Annotated in this window: 17 protein-coding genes; 4 read left to right on the top strand and 13 right to left on the bottom strand. The window is 72.9% G+C overall.

Annotation, left to right across the window (positions count from 1 at the left end; all coding sequences use genetic code 11):
* Positions 1–21 precede the first annotated feature (21 nt).
* The 9 genes from ACH45N_RS14705 to ACH45N_RS14665 all read right to left on the bottom strand — a co-directional run bounded on the left by ACH45N_RS14705 (position 22) and on the right by ACH45N_RS14665 (position 9,807).
* Positions 22–276, bottom strand: a complete 255-nt coding sequence (locus tag ACH45N_RS14705) for a hypothetical protein (RefSeq protein ID WP_397395070.1) — start codon at positions 274–276, stop codon at positions 22–24.
* Positions 273–725: a DUF948 domain-containing protein gene (locus ACH45N_RS14700; RefSeq protein ID WP_397395068.1), complete on the bottom strand. Its 453-nt coding sequence runs from the start codon at positions 723–725 to the stop codon at positions 273–275. The genes ACH45N_RS14705 and ACH45N_RS14700 overlap by 4 nt, the downstream gene beginning before the upstream one ends.
* A gap of 338 nt (positions 726–1,063) precedes the next feature.
* The gene (gene rpsD / locus ACH45N_RS14695) at positions 1,064–1,690 is read right to left on the bottom strand and encodes a 30S ribosomal protein S4 (RefSeq protein ID WP_182615637.1); all 627 of its coding nucleotides are present in this window, start codon (positions 1,688–1,690) and stop codon (positions 1,064–1,066) included.
* 211 nt (positions 1,691–1,901) lie between these two features.
* Positions 1,902–3,317 carry a replication-associated recombination protein A gene (locus tag ACH45N_RS14690; RefSeq protein ID WP_397395064.1) on the bottom strand — a complete coding sequence of 472 codons (1,416 nt, stop codon included), beginning with the start codon at positions 3,315–3,317 and terminating at the stop codon, positions 1,902–1,904.
* Positions 3,318–3,326: 9 nt separating this feature from the next.
* Positions 3,327–3,950 (bottom strand): GNAT family N-acetyltransferase, encoded by a 624-nt coding sequence (locus tag ACH45N_RS14685; protein WP_397395061.1) that lies wholly within the window; start codon positions 3,948–3,950, stop codon positions 3,327–3,329.
* An 87-nt stretch (positions 3,951–4,037) separates the two neighbouring features.
* Positions 4,038–5,231, bottom strand: a complete 1,194-nt coding sequence (locus ACH45N_RS14680) for an AI-2E family transporter (protein ID WP_397395059.1) — start codon at positions 5,229–5,231, stop codon at positions 4,038–4,040.
* 79 nt (positions 5,232–5,310) lie between these two features.
* Entirely contained in the window at positions 5,311–6,564 is a 1,254-nt protein-coding gene (locus ACH45N_RS14675; protein WP_397395057.1) for an AI-2E family transporter, read from the bottom strand.
* A gap of 98 nt (positions 6,565–6,662) precedes the next feature.
* Positions 6,663–7,442, bottom strand: coding sequence for a hypothetical protein (locus tag ACH45N_RS14670; protein ID WP_397395055.1), 780 nt, complete (start codon positions 7,440–7,442; stop codon positions 6,663–6,665).
* 52 nt (positions 7,443–7,494) lie between these two features.
* On the bottom strand, positions 7,495–9,807 hold the full coding sequence (locus ACH45N_RS14665; protein WP_397395053.1) for a hypothetical protein: 2,313 nt from the start codon (positions 9,805–9,807) through the stop codon (positions 7,495–7,497).
* Between the two features lie 242 nt (positions 9,808–10,049).
* Between ACH45N_RS14665 and ACH45N_RS14660 the strand changes: the two genes are divergently transcribed.
* The gene (locus ACH45N_RS14660) at positions 10,050–10,811 is read left to right on the top strand and encodes a DUF427 domain-containing protein (protein ID WP_397395051.1); all 762 of its coding nucleotides are present in this window, start codon (positions 10,050–10,052) and stop codon (positions 10,809–10,811) included.
* Between the two features lie 31 nt (positions 10,812–10,842).
* On the opposite strand, the gene ACH45N_RS14655 is transcribed toward ACH45N_RS14660, so the two are convergent.
* On the bottom strand, positions 10,843–11,658 hold the full coding sequence (locus ACH45N_RS14655) for an ABC transporter permease (RefSeq protein ID WP_397395049.1): 816 nt from the start codon (positions 11,656–11,658) through the stop codon (positions 10,843–10,845).
* A 29-nt stretch (positions 11,659–11,687) separates the two neighbouring features.
* Positions 11,688–12,650, bottom strand: coding sequence for an ATP-binding cassette domain-containing protein (locus tag ACH45N_RS14650; protein ID WP_397395047.1), 963 nt, complete (start codon positions 12,648–12,650; stop codon positions 11,688–11,690).
* Positions 12,651–13,033: 383 nt separating this feature from the next.
* Here ACH45N_RS14650 and ACH45N_RS14645 point away from each other — a divergent pair, with 383 nt between their 5' ends.
* The 3 genes from ACH45N_RS14645 (at position 13,034) to ACH45N_RS14635 (ending at position 15,957) form a co-directional block, all read left to right on the top strand.
* Positions 13,034–14,059, top strand: coding sequence for an SGNH/GDSL hydrolase family protein (locus ACH45N_RS14645; RefSeq protein WP_397395045.1), 1,026 nt, complete (start codon positions 13,034–13,036; stop codon positions 14,057–14,059).
* A gap of 95 nt (positions 14,060–14,154) precedes the next feature.
* Positions 14,155–15,333, top strand: a complete 1,179-nt coding sequence (locus tag ACH45N_RS14640; protein ID WP_397395043.1) for an SLC13 family permease — start codon at positions 14,155–14,157, stop codon at positions 15,331–15,333.
* 78 nt (positions 15,334–15,411) lie between these two features.
* A complete protein-coding gene (locus ACH45N_RS14635) occupies positions 15,412–15,957 on the top strand; it encodes a DinB family protein (protein ID WP_397395041.1) in 546 nt (181 codons plus the stop codon).
* Here the strand turns inward: ACH45N_RS14635 and ACH45N_RS14630 are convergent, their stop codons facing one another.
* Positions 15,958–16,416 carry a DUF2255 family protein gene (locus ACH45N_RS14630; RefSeq protein ID WP_397395039.1) on the bottom strand — a complete coding sequence of 153 codons (459 nt, stop codon included), beginning with the start codon at positions 16,414–16,416 and terminating at the stop codon, positions 15,958–15,960.
* Entirely contained in the window at positions 16,413–16,841 is a 429-nt protein-coding gene (locus ACH45N_RS14625; RefSeq protein ID WP_397395037.1) for a MarR family winged helix-turn-helix transcriptional regulator, read from the bottom strand. The genes ACH45N_RS14630 and ACH45N_RS14625 overlap by 4 nt, the downstream gene beginning before the upstream one ends.
* Positions 16,842–16,882: the final 41 nt, after the last annotated feature.

Genomic DNA, 16,882 nt, shown 5'->3' with positions numbered 1-16,882 from the left:
AATGATCAGGCCGGGCGGACGCTACCGCTGGTGGTCCTGCAGCTCGCCCCGGAGGGAGGCCATCAGCTCCGCCTCGCGCTCAGCGCGCGCCGTCGTGAACTCCGACCGGAACGTGCGTGCCATCCGGCCCAGGCGCATCCCGGCGTCGTCCACCGCTGCCGCGGCGCGCTCGCTGACGGCCTCGGGCGTGTAGCGCGCGACCACCTGGCGGCCCTTGCGGATCACGACGACGGTGACTGCCACGCCCACGCCGACCCAGAAGAGGCGGCGGATCATGCGCCGGCCCCGCTGGTGCCGGTGCTCGTGGTGCTGCGGGTGCTCGTGGTGCTGCCGGTGCTCGTGGTGCCGTCGGTGTGCCGGCCGCCGCCGCTCCTGGCCTGCCCGAAGGCCTGGCGGACGCCGTAGGAGAAGGCCGCGACCTTGACGAGCGGCTTGCCCAGCGTCGCCGCGTACAGGCCCGTCAGCGCGGACACGTTCTCGCTGACCGACGCCGCGGACGTGGTGATCGTGTCGACCTTGACGAGCTGCGTGTTCGCGGAGGCCACGGTGCTGGCGGCCTCGTCGAGGATCGGCACCGAGTGCTCGGTGACGTCACGGACGCTCAGCCGCGCCTCGTCCAGGAGCTTGCCCAGCTTCCACAACGGGACGGCGAGAAAGCCCACGAGGAGCACGAACGCGATCGCCGCGATCAGTCCCGCCACGTCTCCGATGTCGCCGAGGGTCATGCGCAAGCTCCTGCCTGGAAGGTTCGCAGATGTCCGGCGCCGCTGGCTGCCGGGGGACGTCGATCACCCTATCCCGCCCCCGGCCCCCCTCGCCCGTCGCCCCGCCGCACACCCGCCCGGCTGGCCTGCTGCCCGCCCGCCCAACCGACAAGCCCGCTCGTCGAACGTAGGAGTAGTCGCACTCTGGGGGCTCAGAGAGCGACTACTCCTACGTTCGGCCGCCCCTACGCTCGACCGCCCCTACGTTCGACGGTGGTGCCGGGCAGCTGGTCCAGGACAGCAGACGGCCCCGTCCGCGCCAAGGCGCGGACGGGGCCGTCCGGTACTGCTGGGTGCGATCAGCGAGCGTAGAACTCGACGACCATCTGCACGTCGCAGGTCACGGGGACCTCGGCGCGCTTCGGTGCACGGGTCAGCGTGGCGGTCAGCTTCTCGAGCTGCACGTCCAGGTAGCCCGGGAGCGTCGGCAGCACGTCGCGGTGCGCGCCCGCGGCGGCGACCTGGAACGGCACCGTGGTCTGGCTCTTCGGCTTGACCTGGATGGTCTGGCCGGGCTTCACGCGGAACGACGGGCGGTCCACGATCTTGCCGTCCACCAGGATGTGACGGTGGGTCACGTGCTGGCGGGCCTGCAGGATGGTGCGGCCGAAGCCGGCACGCAGCACCACGGAGTCCAGACGGGTCTCCAGGTCCTCGACCATGACCTCACCGGTCAGGCCGGCCTGCTTGCGGGCGTTCTCGTAGACCTTGAGAAGCTGCTTCTCGCGAAGCATGTACTGCGCACGCAGACGCTGCTTCTCGCGCAGACGCACCGCGTAGTCCGACTCGGTCCGACGGCGGGCACGACCGTGCTCACCGGGCGGGTACGGACGCTTCTCGAAGTGCTTGACGGCCTTGGGCGTGAGCGCGAGGCCCAGCTTGCGGCTCAGGCGCACCTGACGGCGCGCACGGGTCACAGAAGTCACTGTGAATGTCCTGTCCTGTAGATAGTGAAGGTCACACCCGGACACGGCTCCCCCACGAAGGGGGACCACACCGGGTGCGGGACCAGCCGATGGAGCAGGTGCGTGAGCACCGAGCTCGCGGGGCCGAGGTCCCAGGGCGTCGCCATGGGCAACCTGAAGATCTTACCGCACGTCGGTGTTCCGGCTCGCCGTGGGCCTGGTCACGCGTTGCTCACTTCCCGGCGCCGCCCGGGCCGCCGTCGCTGCCCAGGATGCCCCGGATGCGCTCCAGGCGCTCCGCCACCTGCCGCTCGTAGCCGCGGTCGCTCGGGTCGTAGTAGCGCGAGCCCGCGAGCACGTCCGGCAGGTACTGCTGCGGCGCGACGCCGTGCGGCCAGTCGTGCGCGTACCGGTACCCGTCGCCGTGCCCCATCTGCTTGGCGCCGGAGTAGTGCGCGTCGCGCAGGTGCGGCGGCACCGTGCCGACCTTGCCCGCACGGACGTCCGCCAGCGCGGCGTCGACGCCGAGGTAGGCGGCGTTGGACTTGGGGGCGGTGGCCAGGTGCACCACGGCCTCGGCGAGCACGATCCGCCCCTCGGGCATGCCGATGAGCTGCACGGCCTGGGCGGCCGCGACGGCGGTCTGCAACGCGGAGGGGTCGGCCATGCCGACGTCCTCGGCCGCGGAGATGACCAGGCGCCGCGCGATGAACCGCGGGTCCTCCCCCGCGGCGACCATGCGGGCCAGGTAGTGCAGGGCGGCGTCGACGTCGGAGCCGCGGATGGACTTGATGAACGCCGAGATGACGTCGTAGTGCTGGTCGCCGTCACGGTCGTAGCGGACGGCGGCGACGTCGACGGCGCGCTCGACGTCGGCCAGGCCGATCAGCGGGGTGGTGCCGTCGGCGCCGGTCGCCGGGTCGTCATCCGAGAGCACCGCGCCCGCGGCGGCCTCCAGGATGGTGAGGGCCTTGCGGGCGTCGCCGCCGGCGAGGCGCAGCAGGTGGTCGGTCGCGTCCTCGTCGAGCTCGACCGATCCGCCCAGGCCGCGCTCGTCGGTGATCGCGCGCTGGACCAGGGCCTGCACGTCGGCGGTCTCCAGGGGCTTGAGCGTCAGCAGCAGGGAGCGGGACAGCAGCGGGGAGTTGACGGAGAAGCTGGGGTTCTCGGTGGTCGCGGCCACGAGGGTGACCCAGCGGTTCTCGACGCTGGGCAGCAGGGCGTCCTGCTGCGACTTGGAGAAGCGGTGCACCTCGTCGACGAAGAGCACGGTCTCGTCGCCGCCGGTGGCGAGCCGGCGCCGGGCGTCCTCGACCACCTGGCGCACGTCCTTGACGCCCGCGGTCACCGCGCTCAGCTCCACGAAGCGGCGACCCGACACGGTGGCGACGAGGTAGGCGAGGGTGGTCTTGCCCGTGCCGGGCGGGCCCCAGAGGATGACCGACGACGGCGCAGAACGGGTGGAGCCCAGGCCCTCCGCTGGTTCGATGAGCCGCCGCAGGGGCGACCCGGGGACCAGGAGGTGCTCCTGCCCCGCTATCTCGTCGATCGTGGCCGGGCGCATGCGCACGGCAAGGGGTGAAGACGCGCGCGCGGTCGGGGTACCCGCGGTGTCGGTCGTCACCGTACTGAAGAGGTCGTCGAACACCGCCCCAGCCTACGGATGCTCACTGACACTCACGTGACGGACCGGTGCCCCGGCGGGCCACGGCTCGTTGGGCTCGCGCGGGTCCTCGGGCAGCAGGGTGCCCACCCAGGCGTCCCGGCGCACGCCGCGCTGCAGCCCGTGCCGGCGCAGGGTGGCCTCGTGCCGGAAACCGAGCCGCCAGGCGACGCGGCGCGACGCCCAGTTGCCGACGTAGGCGACCCAGCTCACCACGGACAGGCCGAGCCCCTCGGGGTCCAGGGCCCAGTCGACCACGAGCCGGGACGCCTCGGTGCACAGCCCCCTGCCCCGCGCGTCCGCCGTCATCCAGAAGCCGAGCTCGCCCGCGCGCTCCTCCGCCGGGGTGCCCTCGCACGTGAGGCCGACCATGCCGATCAGCGGCCCGTCGGCGTCGCCCGGGGCGCGGACCGCCCACGTGTACACCGAGCCCTTCGCCCAGCCCTCAGCGACGTGGTAGCGCACGAAGCTCTCGGCGTGCCGCCGCTCGTAGGGCACGGGCACCACCGTCCACTCGGCCACGGCGGGGTCCTGGCAGGCCGTGGTGATCGCGTCCACGTCCGAGTAGGTCGGGACGGACAGGCGGACGTGCTCCGAGGCCAGGACGAACGGTTCCATCCCTCGATGGTGCCACAGAAATAGGCCCCCACCTGCAGGTTTACTGTTTCGGGCGGCACCTCGCACGAGTCGGGCGGGTGACGTCGGTCACGCCTTCGCGGGGCCCCCGGGCCGGTCGGCGGCCGCCTCGTCACCAGGCGGGCCGATGTCGCCGTCCGCCCCTTCGCCGTCCGCCCTCCCGCCGTCCGCCCGCTCGTCGGCGGCGCCGTCGTCGACCGGCTTGCGCAGGGTGCTGTACACCGCCCAGGCCACCGCGATGAGCGGGACGGCGACGATCGCGCCCAGGATGCCGCCCACCACCGTGCCGCAGGTGACGCCCAGCGCGACCACGACGGGGTGCAGCGAGACCTGCTTGCCCATGATCAGCGGCTGGAGCACGTGGCCCTCGAGCTGCCCGATGCCCGCGATGCCGAGCGTGACGATCAGGGCCGTCAGCAGACCGTCCGCCGCGAGCGCCACGACGGCCGCGATGATCATGGCCAGCGGCGCGCCGATGAGCGGGATGAACGTGCCGATGAAGACGAGCACGGCGAGGGGGGCCGAGAGGGGCACGCCGAGGATGGTGAGGAAGATCCCGGCGAGGATGCCGTTGGTGATGGCGACGAGCACGGTGCCGCGGGTGTAGCCGGAGAAGGTGTACCAGCCGACGTCGGCGGCCTCGCTCCAGCGGCCGCGGGTGCGGGCGGGGACCTGCTGCATGAACCAGCGCCACATCGCGCCGCCGGAGGCGAGGAAGAAGACCGTGCAGAAGATCGCGAGCGCCAGCACGGCGATGCCCTCGACGATGGAGCCGGCGCTCTCGGCGGCGCGGCTCACGAGGGTCTGGGAGTTCTCCTGGATCCAGTTGGCGGCGTCGTCGATCCACTGGTCGCGCCGGTCGAGCTCGACGTCGAACGGGAACCGGTTGTTCTCGATGAGTCCGACGATCTGGTCGATGCCGGTGTTGAACTCCCCCGCGAGCCGTTCCCACTGGCCGGCCACGGAGACGACGACGTACGTCACGAGACCGCCGACCACGAGGATGCCGGACAGGATGGCGGCCGCGGTCGCCAGGGCCCGGGGCATCACCCGGTCGTAGAGGTCGGTCAGGGGGTTGAGCACGGCCGTGAAGACCAGTGCCAGGAAGACCGCGACGAACACGAGCAGCACCTGGGTGACGGCCCAGAACACCAGGGCGACCCCGGCGACCACCAGGATCAGGCGCCACGACCAGCCCGCCGCGGTGCGGAGCCAGGGCGGGGGCGCGGAGTCGCGCTCCTCCGGGCCGGCCGACTGCGGCACGGCTGGTCGTGGTGCGGGGTGCGGTGCACCCTGGGGTGCAGGGTGTGGTGCGCGGTGCGGTGCGGGGTCAGGCACCGAGTCAGTCTGCCTCATGGGGGGCCGCTGTGCTCTGTACGGACGTCGTGCTCTGCTCCGGCACCTCGCCCTGCGCGGGTGCCTTGCCCCGCAGCGTGCTGAACACTGCCCAGGCCACCGCGGTGAGCGGGACGGCGACGACGGCGCCGAGCAGGCCGCCGAGGACCGAGCCGGCGGCGACGACGAGCGCCATCACCACGGGGTGCAGCGAGACCTGCTTGCCGGTGATCAGCGGCTGGAGCACGTTGGCGTCGAGCTGCGCGACGACGACCATGCCGATGAGCACGACCAGCGCCAGCACGGGGCCCTTGGCAGCCAGCGCGACGAGCACGCTGATCACGATGGCGGCGACCGGGCCGATCATGGGGATGAACGCGCCGAGGAACACCACGACGGACAGCGGCAGCGCCAGGGGCACGCCGACGACGGACAGGAAGATCCCGGCGAGGATGCCGTCGGACAGCGCGACGAAGAACATGCCGCGGGTGAAGCCGGAGAACGAGTTCCAGCCCGCGGCGGCGGCCGCCTCCCAGCGGTCGTGCCGGTCGGCGGGCACGAAGTCGAGCGCCCAGCGCCACATGCGGGCGCCCTGGGTCAGGAAGAACACGGTGCAGAAGATCGCGAGCACGACGGCGGTCGCGCCCTCCGCGATCGACCCGGCGCTCTGGGCCGCCGTGCCCGCGTAGTCGCCGGCGTGGGCCTGGAGCCACGCGCCGCCGTCCTCCAGCCACTTGTCCGGGCCGCCGAGGCCGGCCAGCATCGGGATGCCGGTGAGGAGCCCGGCCAGGTCGGTCAGGCCGGTGGCGAACTCGGTGGCGAGGTCCTCCCACCGGCTGACCACGGACGAGACCACGTAGGTCACGAGCGCGCCGACGGCGAGCACCGCCGTCAGCAGCGACGCGGCCATGGCCAGGCCACGCGGCATGACGCGGTCGTAGAAGTCGCCCAGCGGCAGCAGCACCGTGGTGAAGACCAGGGCCAGGAACAGGGCGACGAACACGACCTGGATGAGGCCCACCACGTAGAACACGATGGCCACGGCCGCCACGATGCCGACCAGCTTCCAGGCCAGCTCGCCGGTGGTCCGGATCCACGGTGCGCCGAAGGTGCTGGGCGGCGAGGCCTGCCCGGCGGGCTGTGCCGGGGCCTGTTCCGGAGCCTGCTCCGATGCCTGTTCCGGGGCGGCGGGCCGCGGGGTGGTCGGCGGCTCCGCCGCTGTCGTCGGCGCTACCGTCGGCGCGTCAGCCGTCATCGCCATGCTCCCAATTTTGTTATGGGCGAATTGTCCAGGGCGGACCCTAGCGGCGCGGCGCTTCTCTCGACAACTCCCCCCTCCGTCCGTGCGCGGCCGACCGATCAGCCCGCCAGCGGTTGCCCGGTCAGCGCGGCGACCTCGCGCGCGGTGTCGCCCGCAGCCGCACGCGGGGCGACACGCGACGCGACACGCGCGACGACGGCGTCGCGCCGGTCGTCCTGCCCGGTGGCACCGGGCGGCAGCAGGGCGGCGACGGCGCGCACCGCCGCCGGGTCGGACGCCGCGTCGACGAGGGCGTCGGTGCGGCCGAGGGCGAGGTCGGCCGCGGCCGCCGTCCCGGCGTCGGGCGAGGCGGCCAGCAGCTCCAGCGACAGCGCCGCGGCGCCGAGCACCCCGGCGCCCAGCACGGACTGCAGCACGTCGCGGTCGCCGAGCAGGCCGGCGAGCACGGCGTCCTCGGGTGCCGTGCGCACGACGGCGACGGGCCGCGCCGGGACGCTCTCCCCCCGGCGCGCGGCGAACCGGGCCGTCAGCTCGTACCTGCCGGGCGCGGGGAACAGCGGCGCGCTCCCCGACGACAGCAGCGGCACCGCGGCGACCAGACGCCCGCCCGCGGGCAGGTCGACCGATCGCGACGCCGAGTCCACGGGCCACGGCCACGTGGCCCGCACCGGCGCGCCCCCGGCTCCCGTGACCTCGATCTCCAGGTCGCCCTCGATCAGGTTCAGCCGGGCGCTGACCGTGGCGGGGCCGTCCGTCGCGACGAGCTCGACGTCCGCGAACGCGATGCGGTCGAGCGGGAGGGAGGGCGCGGCGGGCCGGAACCGCAGCTCCAGCCCGCCGCCGCCCTCCCCGCCGCTGCCCGGAACTGTGTCTGTCACGGTGTCGATTCTTCCCCCGTGCGGTCCGCGTGTCGCCCGGTCAGTCGCCCGGTCAGCGGCCCTGCGGCTCGGTGAAGTCCGCCGCGACGCGCTGCGCGGCGGCGAAGTCCTTCCCGGCGGCCGTGCGGGCGCCGCCCTTCGAACGCGACTTCAGCGCGGCGATCGTGTCGGCCACGACCGGGGCGTTCTTCTCGGTCGGGCTCGCGACCGTGACGGCGAGCGCCGCCGCGCGCTCCGCCGTCCGGCCGGAGACGGCCAGGTCCAGGAAGTGCGCCGCCTCGTCGGGGGCCGCCGCCCGCACGTCCTGGGCGCGGACGTCCGTGAACGAGCGGGTGAGCGAGTTCGCGAGGACGAGGGCCCCGGCCGCGCCGGTGTCGGTGTCGCTGTGCTGCTCGGCCAGGTCGGTGAGGACCGCCCGGGCGGTGGTGTCGGTGGCGAAGTCGCCCAGCGCGAGGGCCCGCCCGACGCCGGGCGTCAGGGTCTTCGCGCTGATGTCGACCTCGGCGTCCGTGGCCGGGCCGCGGACGTCGACCGTGACCGGCGCGGAACGCACCGTGGTCAGCGGGTCCACCTCCAGCTGCGCGGCGACGGTGTGCCGGCCGGGCTCCGTGAAGGTGACGCCCTGGTTGGTGAAGAACACCTGGACGTGGTTGCGGAGGGACTCCCCCGGCTGCAGCACGACCGTCGGGCGCGGGCCGCAGCCGATCGCGACGTCCAGGAGGTGCTGCAGCGAGTGGTCGGGCGGCGTGTGCAGGAAGACGAGGTCGCCCTCCGACAGGTTGATCAGCGTCGTGACCGTGCGCGGCTGGTCCGACACGTTGGTCAGCGCGACCTCGGCCGTGACGTACTCGCCCACGTACGCCTGGGCGGGCATCGCGACGGTGAGCTCCAGGCCCTCGTCGCCCGTGTCGCCGCCGAGCCCGGCGACGTCCACCGGCGCCGGGAGCCCGGCGGACAGATCACCGTGCCCCCACCCGAAGTTCTTCCAGCCCGGCCGCACCTGCGGGTCGGGCGAGTGGATGAGCGACGTGCGGTCGTGGTCCGAGAACACGAACGCCGCGTTGCCCGGGTACGGGTTGGCCGCGGTGGCGAAGCCGATGACGTCGCCCGTCTGGTTCATGATCTCGATGCCGATGCCGGGGTTGTGCACGTCGTGCTTCGGGTGCCACAGGTTGAACGCGTGCCCGGCCTCGTGCACGAGGGTGCGCAAGAACGCGGCGGGCACCTCGTCGAGCGGGCGGCCGCGCGCCCCTGCGGCGATGACGGAGTCGTTGCCGAGCCGCACGTCGGCGAAGCCGGCAGCGCCCTCGCGGGGCACGGTGTCGTCGTCGAACATGATGCCGAACAGGCCGCCCTGCGACGAGCCGACGAACAGCCACAGCCGCCACCCCTCGCCCGGGACCGCCTGCCGGTGCCCCGTCATGAGGGTCGCGAGCTCGGCGTTGGTGAGGTCGTTGTCGTTCGGCACGTCGATCTCGTCGGTGACGACCGTGACGTCCCAGCCCGCGGTCGCGTAGACCGAACGGACGGTGGCGGTCGCGCCCGAGCCGATGGTGGCGGACGCCGGGAACGTGCGGTTGACCATGGCGTCGACCTCGATGCGGCAGCCGCGGTACATCGGCGACGTCTTGCGGGCCGTGACGTCGGTGACGGTGCCGCCGATCGATAGCGTGCCCGTCATGCGCTGCGCCGGGCCGAGGACCGTGGCGGCCGCCGCCACGACAAGTGGCCGGCGGCAGCTCAGCGTGAGGGTGCCCGTGTCGGTCGAGACGAACTCCTGCGTGGTGCGGTTCCACAGGTGCCGCACGATCTGCACGGTCAGCGTGCCGCCGGCGTACGTGGCGCCGTTCGACCGGAAGTACCAGGAGTACTCCGACGCCGGGAAGGCGGGGTACCAGCGGAACCCCAGCGACGGGATCTCGGCCAGGATCCCGGGGTCGATGCCCTGGGTGTCCAGGGTGTCCGGACCGCCACCCGCGGCGCCACCCGCGGCGCCGCCCGCGCGGGACCCCGGGTCGGGGACCGGGAACGGGCTCGGGATCGGCAGCCGCGGTTCGAGGACGGGCGGGAAGACCCGGCGGGAGTACATGTCGCCCGAGACGCGCAGCGACGAGCTGCCGACCTCGATGCGCATCGCGCCGCGCACCTCGGGGCCGAACACCGTGCGGCGCTCCAGCTCCAGGAGCCACGAGCCGTCCAGCGTGCCGATGGGACACGGCCGGGTGAGCAGCTCCGGCCGGATGACGGGACCGACGACGAGCTGGCCGTCGGCGTCGAACTCGAGGGGCGTCGCGTGGTGCCCGCTTCCGTGCCCGTGGTGGTGTGCGGCGGTGGCCTCGTTGCCGCATCCGCAGTCGTGGTCCATGGTCGTGCTCTCTCTCCCGACCGCGGACGCGGCCGCTGCCAGGAGAGAGGGCGGGCGGGGCGGCGCTGATCGCCCCGGCGCCCGAGATCACCCGAAGATCACCCGGAGATCACCTGCGGGTCAGGGACCGGCGATTTCGGGTGAAATATTCCCGCCGTCCGCGGGGTTGGCGTCCGGGTGAGGTGCCCGCGGACGTGCTCGTCCGCGATCGCGAGGGCGCGACCGACGACGAGAGGTGAGCAGTGACCGACATCGTGCAGAACCCGTTCGTGATCCAGCCCGGGACGGTCCAACGGGGCCTGACCCGGATCCGCGCCCTGAGCGAGGGTGACGTGGTCGCCGACGCCGCCGCACCCCTGCTGGTGTGGGAGTACTCGTACGCGCCCCGGTACTTCTTCGCGCCGGAGAATGTCCGGGCGGAGCTGCGCCCGGCCGGAGAGGGCGAGCGCTCGGGGGTGCTCGGGCCGAGCGAGGTGTTCGACGTCGTGCTCGGCGACCGCGTCCTGCGGCGCGCCGCCCAGCGGTTCCCCCAGGCGCCGACCCAGGACATGCGCGGCGCGTACACGCTGACCTGGACGGCCATGGACACCTGGCTCGAGGAGGACGAGGTGATCCACTTCCACGCGCGCAGCCCGTACGTCCGGGTCGACACGCTGCACTCCAGCCGTCACGTGCGGGTGGTGCTGGGCGGCGAGGTCGTCGCCGAGTCGCACCGGCCGGTGATCCTGACCGAGACCGGCCTGGTGCCCCGGTTCTACCTGCCGCGGGTCGACGTGCGCATGGACCTGCTCAGCCCGACCGACGCCGTGAGCTACTGCCCCTACAAGGGCACGGCGCGGTACTGGTCCGTGACCGCGGGCGACCTCAAGGTGCACGACGCGGTCTGGGGGTACGAGACCCCGCTGCGCGAGGCGGCGGGAGTCGCCGGGCTGGTCTGCTTCTGGCCCGAGAAGAGCGCCGAGCTGGAGGTCTGGGTGGACGGCGAGCGGATCGGGCAGCCGTAGGTCCGCGCCCGGGACTGCCGCGCCGCGGGCGTCAGGTGCGCGACGTGCGCCCCGCGAGCGCCCGGAACGCGACGGTGAAGCTGACCAGCGCGACCGCGGCGATCGACGCGGCACCCTGCCAGAGTGCCGTGCCGTCCCAGCCGTCCATGATCAGTGACCGCAGGGCTGCGAGCAGGTACGTGACGGGGTTGTAGACCGCGATGGTGGCCAGCCACCCGGTCAGCGCGTCCAGCGGGAGGAAGGACGTCGTCAGGAAGGCGAAGGGGAAGAACAGCAGGAAGCTGGAGCTGACGGCGGCGGGGTTCCCGGTGCGCAGCGCGATCGCGTAGGGGAACCCGGTGAAGGCGAGGCCCCAGAACCCGGCCAGCACCAGGAAGGCGAGCACTCCGGCCACCCCCGTGGCGAACCGGACGCCGAGCGCGAACCCGAGCGCCAGCACGGGGACCGACAGCGCGACCACCAGGACGAGGTCCGCGACCATCAGGCCCAGCAGGAGCGACGTGCGGTGCATCGGCGTGAGCAGGAGCCGGTCGAAGTAGCCACCGGTGATGTCCGTGACCAGCGCGCTCGCCCGGGAGATGCCGGTGACCGCGAAGACGATCGCCACCGGGATCTGGAACGCCTTGAAGTCGTCGATGCCGGCCATGGAGGCGACGTCGGACAGCGCGCCGACGTTGACGACGAAGAAGAAGAGCGGGATGACGAGCGCGGGGATGATCGCCTCCGGCTCCCGGGGGATCTGCCGCAGGGCCCGGATCGCGACCGACGAGAGGTCCCGCCAGAAGCCGGCGGGGCGACCCTGGACGGTCCGCTGCCCCACGTCGCGCGTGCTCGGTTCGGTGCTCATGGCCGTCCTTTCCTCAGAGCCGCCCCTCGTCATGTCCGTGCCTGCTCGTCGTCGTCGCCGATCCGCTCGCCGGTGACCCGGAAGAACACGTCGTCCAGGGTGGGACGCCGCAGGGCGAGCTCGCGGACCCGGATGCCCGAACGGTCGAGGGCGAGCGCCACCGGGCTGATGGCCCGGGCGCCGTCCTCGACGGAGATCATCAGCCGGTGGGCGTCGACGTCGATGCTCCGGATGCCGCCGACGCCGGCCAGCGCGGTGCGTGCCGACCCGGGCCGGTCGGCGACGTCCACGACCACGACGTCGGTACCGATGGTGCGCTTCAGCTCCTCGGGTGTGCCCTCGGCGACGATCAGGCCGTGGTTGATGATGCCGACGCGGCCGGCCAGGGCGTCGGCCTCCTCGAGGTACTGGGTGGTGAGGAAGACGGTCATGCCGAGGTCCCGGTTGAGCCGCCGGATCTCGGCCCAGACGGCCGCGCGGCTGATCGGGTCGAGCCCGGTGGTGGGCTCGTCGAGGAACAGGACCTTGGGGTTGTGCACCAGCGCGAGCGCCACGTCGAGGCGTCGTTTCATGCCGCCGGAGTAGGTCGCCACCCGGTCGTCGAGGGCGTCGCCGATGTCGATGAGCTCGCGCAGCGCCGCGACCCGCTGGGCGGTCTCGCGCGCGGTCAGCCCGTAGAAGCGCCCTTGCAGGCGCAGCATCTCCAGGCCGGTCTGCTTGTCGTCGAGCGCCGCCTCCTGCAGCGCCACCCCGATGCACAGCCGGACGGCGGTGGCGTCGTCGACCACGTCGTGCCCGGCCACCTGCGCCGTTCCTCGCGTCGGGGCCAGGAGCGTGCAGAGCACGCGGGTGAGGGTCGACTTCCCGGCGCCGTTGGGGCCCAGGAACCCGTAGACCTCGCCGGCCTCGACGCTGAGGTCCACGCCGGCCACGGCCCGGTTGTCACCGAAGTGTCGTTCGATGCCGCGGGCCACGACTGCCTGGTCTGGCATGGCCGTTCCTTCCGCCCGAAGGCACCGCCGGTCACCGACCGTCCCCCTGACGAGTTGCACTCCCACCACTGTCGCAGGCCCGGCCAGGAGCAGCACGCCGATTTGCCGAGTCAGCTAGTTGGTCGGACCACCCCACTGACTCGGCAACAGGCGGATGCCGAGTCAGCCTGCTGGTCGGACTACCTGGCTGACTCGGCAGATTGGCGTGGGTGAGTCAGCCAGGCGGTCGGATCGCCCCCTGATGGTCGGGTGATGGAACATTGCTGACCATGACTTGAATTATTCATGCTCCAGACATTGTGTACGTTGGGTGAAATCTCCTATAAAGGTAGCGATCGAGCCACAACTGGCGTGGCTCGACGGACCCTTAGGGGAGCTGCCCCATGAAGCAACGTCTCTTCCGCGTCCTCGCCGCCCTGGCGGCGACAAGTCTCGTCACGATCGGTCTGGTGACGGCGCCGGCCCCGCCGTCGTACGCCGCCGGCGAGTCCTACGTCGCCCTCGGCGACTCCTACTCCTCGGGCACCGGCACCAGGACGTACATCGACGACGGCACCGAGTGCCTGCGCTCCACCTACGCCTACGCCAGCCTGACCGCGGCGGCCAAGGGCTACAGCCTCAACTTCCGGGCCTGCTCGGGGGCGGTCGTGGCCGACGTGACGAGCACCCAGATCAGTGCGCTGGGCACCGGCACGCGGTACGTCACGATCTCGGTGGGCGGCAACGACGCCGGGTTCGCCGACGTGCTCACCGAGTGCGCCCTGCCGGCGTGGGCCAGCGACTGCGCCGGGACGGTCGCCGCGGCCCGTTCGTTCATCTCCGGCACCCTCCCGGGCCGGCTCAACACGCTCTACGCCTCCATCAGGACGAGGGCGCCCAACGCGAAGGTGGTCGTCGTCGGCTACCCGAAGATCTTCATGGGCGAGGACTGCAACCTGGCGACCTTCTTCAGCCCGGAGGACGAGACCGCGCTCAACAACGCCGTCGTGCACATCAACTCGGTCCTCGCGACGGCCGCCTCCGCCCGGGGGTTCACGTTCGTCAACCCGGTCAGCCGGTTCACCGGCCACGCCGTCTGCGACTCGACGGAGTGGATCAACGGCTTCTCGAACCCCGTCCAGGAGTCGTACCACCCCAACCGCCTCGGTCACGCCAACGGCTACCTGCCGCTGGTCAGCGGCGTGCTGACCGGCGCGAGCGTCGCGGCGACCAGCGCGGTGCTCGCCGAGGCGGAAGCCGGGGCCGCCGAGCAGGCGAAGCTCCAGCAGAAGTACGCCACGGCCGACCGCACGATCAAGCCGAAGCTCTTCCAGCCCCCGACCAAGGCCAGGCTGGAGAAGCTGGCGAAGGAGCGGGGCGTCGACTTCGACACGTGGTGGGCCGAGGTCCAGCGTTCGGACCAGGCCTGACGCCGTGAGGGACGGCGCCTGACCGGTCACAACCCGCAGGAGGACGGCCGCGCCTCGTGGTCGGCCGCCCTCCTGCGGATCCGTATGCTCAGCGCGTGAACGGCGCGCGCACCCGACCTCGTCCGAGCACGTGGATCGTTCTCGCGATGGTCGTCCTCGCGGCCGCCTGCGTGCTGAGCGGCCTGCTGCCGGCACCCGACGCCCGCGCCGTCGCCGCGCGCACCGCCCCCGTGCTCGGCTTCGTGGTGGCCATCACGATCGTCGCCGAGCTGGCGCGCGACGCCTCGGTGTTCGAGGTGCTCGCGCAGCTCCTCGGCCGCTGGGGCCGACGGCGGATGGTCGTGCTGTGGGTGTGGGTCGTGCTGCTGGCGGTGGTCAGCACCGTGTTCCTCTCGCTCGACACCACCGCGGTCATCCTGACGCCGCTCGTCGTGCTGCTCGCGCAGAGCATCCGGATCTCACCGCTGCCGTTCGCGCTGGCGACCATCTGGCTGGCGAACACGGCCTCGCTGCTGCTGCCGGTCTCCAACCTGACGAACCTGCTCGCCGCGCCGGCGATGGGCGACCACCCCTCCGCGTTCCTCGCGCTGAGCTGGGCGCCGGCCCTGGTGGGCGTCATCGTGCCCGTCGCGATCCTGACGCTCCGGTACCGGGGCGTCCTGTTCTCGGCCTACGAGGTTCCCCCGCAGCGCGTCCCCGCCGACCCGGTGCTGTTCTGGGGCGCGGGCCTCGTGCTGCTGGTGCTGCTCCCGCTGCTCGCGCTCACGCCGCACGTGTGGGTCCCCGCGACGGCCGCCGCCGTCGTGCTCGCCGTGCTCTTCCTCGTCCGACGGCCCGGCGCGCTGCGGCCGGCGCTGGTGCCGTGGCAGGCGCTCGGGATCGCCGCGTCGCTGTTCGTCCTGGTCGAGACGGCGCACGCCCACGGCCTCACCGCCCTGCTGACCGCGGTGACCGGCGCGGGCCACGGCCCGGGCGAGCTGCTGCGCGTCGCGGGGCTGGGCGCGCTCGCCGCCAACGGCATCGACAACCTGCCCGCCTACCTGGTGCTGGAGCCGATCGCCGGGGGCGACCCCGTCGTCCTCATGGCGCTCCTGATCGGCGTGAACCTCGGCCCGCTGGTCACGCCGTGGGCCTCGCTGGCGACCCTGCTGTGGCACCAGCGCGTCGTCGCGCTCGGCGTCCCGGTCCCCTGGGGCCGCTTCGCCGCCTGGGGCCTGGTCGCCGCGGTACCGACCGTGGGCCTGGCGGCCCTGGCGCTGTCCGTCGTCGCCTGAGTCGGCGGCTGACTCGACGGCGGCGCCGGCAAAGGCCTGCTCCCCGCCCTGCCGCCCCCGCTTGGTAGGTTCCTGGGCGTGACCACGCACGGACCCGCCACACGGGACATCCTCGCGATCTTCGAGCGCGCCCGGACCCGGCTGTTCGGACGCCTCGAGGGGCTGACCGACGCCGAGTACCACTGGGAGCCGGTCAGCGACTGCCTCAGCATCCGCCGCGGTGACGACGGGGTCTACCGCGTCGCCGACCTGTTTCCGCAGCCGGCCCCGGGCGAGCCGGATCCCGTCACGACGATCGCCTGGCGCATCTGGCACATCGGCAGCCTCTGCCTGCGCGGCTACGTGATCCACTTCTTCGACGACGCCCCCGAGTTCCCCGACCGCCACGAGTGGCCGGGCACCGCCAAGGAGGGCATCCAGGCGCTCGACGACGACTGGGAGCAGTTCATCTCCCGGATCGCCGCCATGGACGACGCGCGCCTGCTGGCGCCGATCGGCCGGGGCCCCGGCGGCTGGGCCGAGGAGACCTACCTGAAGCTCGCGCTGCACGCCCTGGTCGAGGTGTCGCACCACGGCGGCGAGATCGGCCTGCTGCGCGACCTGTACCTGCGCGAAGACGCCTGATCACCCGTCGGTCCGCAGCGGGACCGCGCGGAGCGTCGCGTCGCGCGCCGGCGCACGGGTCATCCGGCGGACGCCGGCGTCGTGGCCGTAGCGGTCACGCAGCGCCTGGTCGACGGCCGCCGCACGCCCGACGTCCCGGACGAAAGCGACCGCGATGCGCCGCCCGTCGACGTCGATCTCACCGTGGCCCGACCGGATCGCGCCGCGGTACCACCCGCCGTCGGGCCCGTTGAGCGAACGGACCAGCTCGTCCCGGCCGAGCCGGACGTGCCCGACGAGCGCGAACGACCGCAGCGTCCCGTCGTCGCGAGCCCCCGCGACGCGGATGAGCTCCGTCCGGGCGAGCAGGGCGAGCTCGGCCTCGGTCCACGGCCGGGTCGCCCGCTCCCCGGTTCTGCCGTCGTCGGTGCTCCCGTGACCGGTGCTCGCAGGGTCGGCGCTCCCGTGACCGGCGCTCACGGTGCCGCCTGCGGGGCGGGGGCGAGCAGGGCCGTCAGGATGCGGGCGAGCTCGGCGCGGTCGCCTGGCCCGATCAGTGCCAGCCTGCGCTCGAACGCCGCCGCGAGCGCCGCGAAGGAGCGGTCCCGTGCGGCGATACCGTCGGCCGTGAGCACGAGCCGGTGGCGGCGGAGGTCGGCGTCGTCGATCTCGCGCCGCATGAACCCCTTGGCGACGAGGTTGCGCACGTAGACCGTGACGCTCGCCTTCGGGATCACGAGGGCCGTGGCGAGCTGGGCCGGGTAGGGCGACGCGGCCACCTCGGCGAGGACGAAGAACTCCTTCGGCTCGAGCCCGAGCTCCTCCAGCTCGGCGCTGCACTCGTCGAGGACGGCGGTGAGCAGGCGGTGGTTCAGCGTCCAGAGCTGCGCGGCGTCGACTGGCATGCGACCTCCTGGTTCTGGGTGGTACGGTCAATATAGTTCCA

Origin of the sequence: Promicromonospora sp. NPDC019610, from assembly GCF_044389365.1 — a bacterium.
In the GTDB taxonomy this organism is placed as follows: Bacteria; Actinomycetota; Actinomycetes; order Actinomycetales; family Cellulomonadaceae; genus Promicromonospora.
Note: the sequence above shows the minus strand (reverse complement) of the source record. Positions and strands in the feature narration are given on the sequence as shown.